The following is a 1,581-nucleotide window of genomic DNA, read 5'->3' as shown; positions in this document are numbered from 1 at the left end:
GCGGGCTTACTCCTCGGACGGCTCGTTCCTGGACTCAACGATGCTCTGAATCATGTTCAGGTTGACGGTATCTCACTGCCCATTGCGTTCGGTCTGCTGGTGATGATGTACCCGGTGCTGGCCAAGGTTCGTTATGACCGGCTGGACACCGTGACCGGCGACCGCAAGCTGCTGGCAAGCTCACTCCTGCTGAACTGGTTAGTCGGCCCCGCGTTGATGTTCGCGTTGGCGTGGCTGCTGCTGCCCGATCTGCCCGACTACCGCACCGGCCTGATCATCGTCGGCCTGGCCCGCTGCATCGCCATGGTGATCATCTGGAACGACCTCGCCTGCGGTGACCGCGAAGCCGCAGCTGTGCTGGTCGCACTCAACTCCGTCTTTCAGGTTGTCATGTTCGCCGCCCTGGGCTGGTTCTACCTCTCGGTCCTCCCCGGTTGGCTCGGCCTGCAACAGAGCACCATCAGCACCTCGCCCTGGCAGATCGCCAAGTCCGTGCTCGTGTTCCTCGGCATCCCCCTGCTCGCCGGCTATCTCACCCGACGCTTCGGCGAGAACGCCAAAGGACGTGACTGGTACGAGTTGACCTTCCTGCCCAGAATCGGACCGTGGGCGCTGTACGGCCTGCTGTTCACCATCGTCATTCTCTTTGCGCTGCAGGGACATCAGATCACCAGCCGTCCTCTCGACGTGCTCCGCATCGCGGTGCCGCTGCTGGCCTACTTCGCCGTCATGTGGGGCGGTGGCTACCTGCTGGGCGCGACCCTCGGGCTGGGATACCCACGCACCACCACCCTCGCGTTCACCGCGGCGGGCAACAACTTCGAATTGGCCATCGCCGTGTCCATTGCCACCTACGGAGCCGCCTCGGGACAGGCACTCGCCGGCGTCGTGGGCCCGCTCATCGAAGTACCGGTGCTTGTCGCCCTGGTCTACGTATCATTGGCCCTGAGAAAACGATTCGCTCCTGCCGCCGTCGGAAGCCTTGCCTGATGCCGAGCACCAAGCCCGCCGTGCTGTTCCTCTGCACTCACAATGCGGGCCGCTCCCAGATGGCCATGGGATTCTTCAAACACCTCGCGGGCGCCCGCGCCGACGTCTACTCCGGCGGGTCTGAACCTGCCGACGAACTACACCCCGCCGTCATCGCAGCCATGGCCGAGAAGCGTATCGACATCACCACCGAACAACCGAAGCGGTGGACCATGGACATGCTCGAAGCCGTGGATGTGGTGATCACCATGGGGTGCGGTGACTCGTGCCCGGTCCTGCCCGGGCGCCGTTATGAGGACTGGATTCTCGCCGACCCGGCCGGCCAATCGCTCGCGACGATCCGACCGATCCGCGACGAGATCGAACAGCGAGTAGGCACGCTGCTCGACCAATTAGGAGTGAGTGTCGAGCCCGGCGGATGACGCTGTAGGCTCGGCACTCACTGATTCACGTGGAAACCGTGGCGCCTCAACGGGTTAGCGTCCCGACTGCGGACCCATCATCCCAGGCCCCATCGCACCTGGCTTCATGTCACCTGGCTTCATGTCGCCCGGCTTCATGTCGGCGCAACAGTCCTTCTGTTCGTGGGAC

At 63.8% G+C, this 1,581-nt stretch carries 1 pseudogene; it reads left to right on the top strand.

What is annotated here, in order from left to right:
- Positions 1-1,412: pseudogene (arsB, locus tag VGH54_RS02375) on the top strand (ACR3 family arsenite efflux transporter); the annotation flags it as partial.
- Between the last annotated feature and the right edge of the window lie 169 nt (positions 1,413-1,581).

The organism is Mycobacterium sp., from assembly GCF_036488105.1.
Classification (GTDB): Bacteria; Actinomycetota; Actinomycetes; order Mycobacteriales; family Mycobacteriaceae; genus Mycobacterium.
This window is presented reverse-complemented; position numbering and strand designations above follow the sequence as displayed.